Annotated in this window: 4 protein-coding genes; 1 reads left to right on the top strand and 3 read right to left on the bottom strand. The window is 66.1% G+C overall.

Features of this window, described 5'->3' with window-relative positions:
* On the bottom strand, window positions 1-708 hold a 708-nt coding region (locus AC5RW2_RS41005), incomplete at its 3' end, for an HAD family hydrolase (RefSeq protein WP_494075291.1).
* Window positions 709-920: 212 nt separating this feature from the next.
* Between AC5RW2_RS41005 and AC5RW2_RS41000 the strand changes: the two genes are divergently transcribed.
* On the top strand, window positions 921-1,763 hold the full coding sequence (locus AC5RW2_RS41000) for a PAC2 family protein (RefSeq protein WP_494032234.1): 843 nt from the start codon (window positions 921-923) through the stop codon (window positions 1,761-1,763).
* A 3-nt stretch (window positions 1,764-1,766) separates the two neighbouring features.
* On the opposite strand, the gene mshC is transcribed toward AC5RW2_RS41000, so the two are convergent.
* Window positions 1,767-3,044 (bottom strand): cysteine--1-D-myo-inosityl 2-amino-2-deoxy-alpha-D-glucopyranoside ligase, encoded by a 1,278-nt coding sequence (gene mshC, locus AC5RW2_RS40995; RefSeq protein ID WP_494032207.1) that lies wholly within the window; start codon window positions 3,042-3,044, stop codon window positions 1,767-1,769.
* A gap of 80 nt (window positions 3,045-3,124) precedes the next feature.
* Window positions 3,125-3,949, bottom strand: a complete 825-nt coding sequence (locus AC5RW2_RS40990; RefSeq protein ID WP_494032208.1) for an undecaprenyl-diphosphate phosphatase — start codon at window positions 3,947-3,949, stop codon at window positions 3,125-3,127.
* Window positions 3,950-4,074 lie beyond the last annotated feature (125 nt).

Here is a 4,074-nt window from a genome sequence, read left to right as displayed (position 1 = left end):
TGCGAGCGTCTTCCATTCGGTCCGGTCGGCCGAATGCGGCAGCGGCACGAAGTGGGGCACCGCGATGGTGGTCAGCCCGGCGGCCTGCGCGGCCGTCACGCCCGGCAGCGAATCTTCGATGGCGACGCATTGCTGCAGGGCAAGCGACGGCGTGGACCGTGCCAGATGCTTGAAGGCCCGTTCGTAGGCCTCCGGATGGGGTTTGCCGTGCGTGACCATATCCCCGGTGACCACCGCGTGGAAAGTGCCCTCCGGAAGCTGGGCTTCAATCTCCTTGGCAAGCAGTTTTTCGGACATGGTGACCAGCGCGCAGGGCACGGAGCGTTCCCGCAGTTCCTCCAGCAGCTCACGGGCGCCCGGACGCCACGGCATCTCCTGGCGCACCCGGCTGGCTACCTGGGAAATGAGCCGGTCGATGATTTCCCGCACCGTAAGGTCCACGCCGGCGTCCTGGATCACCTGGCCGGAGAACGTCAGGGCCTGGCCCACCAGTGCTTCCGCCTGTTCCTCGGTCCACGTCCCGCCGTAACTGGCTACGAGGTCCTTCTCCGCCTGGATCCAGTATGGTTCCGTGTCCACGATCGTCCCGTCCATGTCCCAGAGCACGGCCTGGACCAGGGCACCGTCAGCAAGCGGCTCTTCGGATAGCGGCTCTTCGGAAAGAGGTCCGTCGGGAAGAGGCTGCAGCGGGGAGGGAACGATAGGCATGGATCAAGTCTACGGTCCGGCATCCGGCTGTACCGCCACCGGCCGGGCGGCGGTACAGCCAGCTGTGTAGGCTTACAGGACTACGTCACGAGGTTTAGGGTGAAGTTGTGAGCAGATATGAAGAACAACCTGTAGGTGGTCTGCCCGGCCTGTCGCCGTCGCTCCCGGAGTCTTCGGGGGCCCAGCCTTCGGAGCCCCGGACAGCGGAGACGATGGACCCGGCCACCTCTGAAAGCGGCCGGGTCACCGTCATGCTCGCGGCATTCGAAGGCTGGAACGACGCCGGTGAAGCGGCCAGCGACGCGGTCAAGTATCTGGCACGCTACTGGGGCAGCGAAAAGATCGCCACCATCGATGCGGATGACTATTACGATTTTCAGTTCACCCGGCCGATCATCCACCGCACCAGTTCCGGACACCGCCGGATCAAGTGGCCCGCCACCCGCATCAGCCGCGCCTCCGTTCCGGACACCAACCTCGACGTCGTCTTCGTCAACGGCGTCGAGCCGTCCTATAAGTGGCGCGCCTACACCGCGGAGCTGCTCGCGCGCGCAAATGAGCTGAATGTGAACTACATTGTCCTGGTCGGCGCCCTGCTGGCTGATGTGCCGCACACGCGGCCGATCCCGGTGACTATCACTTCCGACGACGAGACTCTCCGGGAACAGCTGGACATTGAGGCATCCCAGTATGAGGGGCCCACGGGCATCGTGGGGGTGCTGGCGGAAGTGGCCAACCTGGCCGGGGTCCCTGCCGTCTCGCTCTGGGCCGCCGTGCCCCACTACGTGGGCCAGTCTCCGTCCCCCAAGGCACAGCTGGCCCTGCTGCACCGGCTCGAGGAACTGCTCCAGGCGCCCTTCGATACCCACCTGCTCACGGAGGAGGCGGAAGCCTGGGAACGCGGCGTCAACGAACTTGCGACCGAGGATCCGGAAGTGGCCGCGTACGTGCGGCAGCTGGAGGAGGCCAAGGATACCGCCGAGCTCCCGGAGGCGTCCGGGGAGTCGATCGCCCGGGAGTTCGAGCGCTACCTGCGCAAGCGCCGCAAAGAGTAGCGCCTAGAGTTTCAGGCCCAGCAGCGCATCCAGCGTGCCGGCCACCAGCCCGCGGCCTTCCGCGGACGCTTCCTGCGGTTCGCCGCCGTTGGCTGCCCACTTGTCCACCGCTTCCAGGGCGGCAGGTGCATTCAGGTCTTCGGCCAGTGCCGACCGGACGTCGTCCAGCAGGCCCATGCCGGCCTTGACGGAAGCGGCGGGCAGTGCCTCACGCCACGTGCGTACCCGTTCTTGGGCTGCGGCCAGGACCTCGTCCGTCCAGGACCAGTCGGATCGGTAGTGGTTGCCCAGGATCGCGGTCCGGATGGCGACGGGTTCGACGCCGGACAGCCGCAGTTTGGAGACCAGCACCAGGTTGCCTTTGGACTTGCTCATCTTCTCGCCGTCCAGGCCGACCATCCCGGCATGCGCATAATGGCGGGCCAACGGAGTTCCGGACACCGCGAAGGCATGGCCTGCGCTCATTTCATGGTGCGGGAAGCTAAGGTCGGACCCGCCGCCCTGGACCGTGAATGGGGCGGGCAGGAAACGCTGGGCAATGACTGAGCACTCGATGTGCCAGCCGGGGCGTCCCTCCCCCAGCGAAGCACCGTCCCACTTGGGCTCACCCGCGCGGGCGACGCGCCACAGCAACGGATCCAACGGGTTCCGCTTGCCTTCCCGCTGCGGGTCGCCGCCCCGCTCGGCGAACAACGGCAGCATCTGCTCCTCGGTCAGATTGCTGGTAAGTCCAAGGTGCCAGCCCGGCGTCTCATGCTTGGGGAGGCGGGCGGCGGCGTCCACGGAGAAGTAGATGTCGCCGTCGGGCTCCCCTTCGCCGCCGGGCACCGGATAGGCCAGGCCGCGGGCCAGGAGGTCCTCGACCACCGGCACGATCCATTCAATGGATTCCACGGCCCCGATGTACTGATCGGGGGCGAGGACGTTCAGCGCCATCATGTCCTGGCGGAACAGTTCGGTCTGGTCCGCCGCAAGGGTCTCCCAGTCCACCTGCGTGGCGTTGGCCCGCTCCAGCAGCGGGTCGTCGATATCCGTGACGTTCTGCACGTACCGCACCGCGAGCCCGGCGTCGCGCCAGTAACGGTTCAGCAGGTCGAAGGCCACATAGGTGGCGGCGTGGCCCATATGGGTTGCGTCGTAGGGCGTGATCCCGCAGACGTACATACTGGCGCCGCCGGAGACGTCGGGGCGGACAAAGTCCTGCGCCGCCGTATCGTAGAGCGACAGCGCATTGCGGCCGCCGGGCAGCGAGGGCACGGGATTCGACTTCCAAGCAATCACGGATCCAACCTTACTTTGTTCCTGGCGGGCTTTGTTCCTCGCGGGGAAGCGGCAGGGCGCCGCCGCACCGCGGGCCGGTATCAGGCGTTGACGACGCCGAAGGCCAGGAGCACGTAGATGGCCAGGCCCAGCAGGATCCTGTACCAGACGAACAGGCTGTAGCTGCGGGTGGAAACGTACTTCAGGAACCAGCCGATGATGACGAAGCCGACGACGAACGCCACAACTGTGGCCAGCGCCGTTTCCCCCAGTCCATATGGACCCGGCTCGCCGAAGCTCTTCGCCAGCTGGTAGAGCCCGCTGGCAAAAACGGCCGGGATGGCGAGCAGGAAGGAGTACCGGGCCGCCGCTTCGCGGGTATAGCCCATCAGCAGGCCCGCGGTGATCGTGCCGCCTGAACGGGAGACGCCCGGAACCAGGGCCAGCGCCTGGGCAAAGCCGTACAGGATGCCGTGCTTGTAGCTCAGGTTGTCCAGGGTCCGGACTTGGCGCCCGACGGCGTCGGCGATCGCCAGGATGATGCCGAAGACAATCAGCGTGGTGGCCACGATCCAGAGGCTTCGGAAAGTGCTTTCGATCTGGTCCTGGAACAGCAGGCCGAGCACGCCGATGGGGATGCTGCCGATGATGACCAGCCAGCCCATGCGCGCATCCGGATCATCGCGTGCCACTTTGCCGGTCAGGGAGCCGAACCAGGCTTTGATGATGCGGACGATGTCCCGCCAGAAGTACACCAGGACGGCCGTTTCGGTACCGAGCTGGGTGATGGCGGTAAAGGCTGCACCGGGGTCGGAGGCCCCCGGCATGAGCTCCCCGACGATTCTCAGGTGTGCGCTGGAGGAGATGGGCAGGAATTCAGTCAGACCCTGAATGAGCCCCAGGAAAGCTGCTTCGAACCAATTCACAATTACCGACCCTATGGCACCGCGGTGCCTGATCCGCCGCGGGACACAGCCAGGCGGGCAAAAATCACCGCGGCCCAGGCCCTAAGCTAGCTGGTATGCAGCAGCGACGAGACGGCCTGAGCGGT

The organism is Arthrobacter sp. B0316-1-20 (genome assembly GCF_059091865.1).
This window is presented reverse-complemented; position numbering and strand designations above follow the sequence as displayed.